Here is an 826-nt window from a genome sequence, read left to right as displayed (position 1 = left end):
CGAGCCCAAGCAGGACCCGAGCGTCATCCCGGTGATGTGCTGTGACACGGTCAACCGTGGCCTATCCTACGCCGACGGCGCGATCATCCTGCACCAGGCCGACACCACCGTCGTCTCGCTCGACGCCAAGTCCGGCAAGGTGAACTGGTCCGTCGTCAACGGCGATCCGAAGAAGGGTGAGACCAACACCGCCCACGTCCTGCCGGTCAAGGACAAAATCATCGTCGGCATCTCCGGCGGCGAGTTCGGCGTGCAGTGTCACGTCACCGCCTACGATTCCAAGACGGGCAAGAAGGTGTGGCGCGGCTACTCGGTCGGCCCGGACGATCAGCTCCTGGTCGACCCCGAGAAGACTACTTCGCTTGGCAAGCCGGTCGGCAAGGATTCCTCGCTGAAGACCTGGGAAGGCGATCAGTGGAAGACGGGCGGCGGCTGCACCTGGGGCTGGTTCTCCTACGACCCCAAGCTCAACCTGATGTACTACGGCTCGGGCAACCCCTCGACCTGGAACCCGAAGCAGCGTCCGGGCGACAACAAGTGGTCGATGACCATCTGGGGTCGTGACGTCGACACCGGTATGGCCAAGTGGGTCTACCAGATGACCCCGCACGACGAGTGGGATTACGACGGCGTCAACGAGATGATCCTCACAGATCAGAAGGTTGACGGCAAGGATCGCACGCTCCTCACGCACTTCGATCGCAACGGATTCGGCTACACCCTCGACCGCACCACCGGCGAGCTCCTGGTCGCCGAGAAGTTCGATCCCGTGGTGAACTGGGCTTCCAAGGTCGATATGGACAAGGGCTCGAAGACCTACGGTCGT

At 62.5% G+C, this 826-nt stretch carries 1 protein-coding gene; it reads left to right on the top strand.

Going from position 1 to position 826, the window contains the following annotated elements; all coding sequences use genetic code 11:
* Positions 1-826: PQQ-binding-like beta-propeller repeat protein (locus IPV08_RS24320; protein ID WP_207414428.1), on the top strand; the 826-nt coding region annotated here is incomplete at both ends.

The sequence above is a fragment of the Methylobacterium sp. SD274 genome, from assembly GCF_017355285.1.
GTDB lineage: Bacteria > Pseudomonadota > Alphaproteobacteria > Rhizobiales > Beijerinckiaceae > Methylobacterium.
This window is presented reverse-complemented; position numbering and strand designations above follow the sequence as displayed.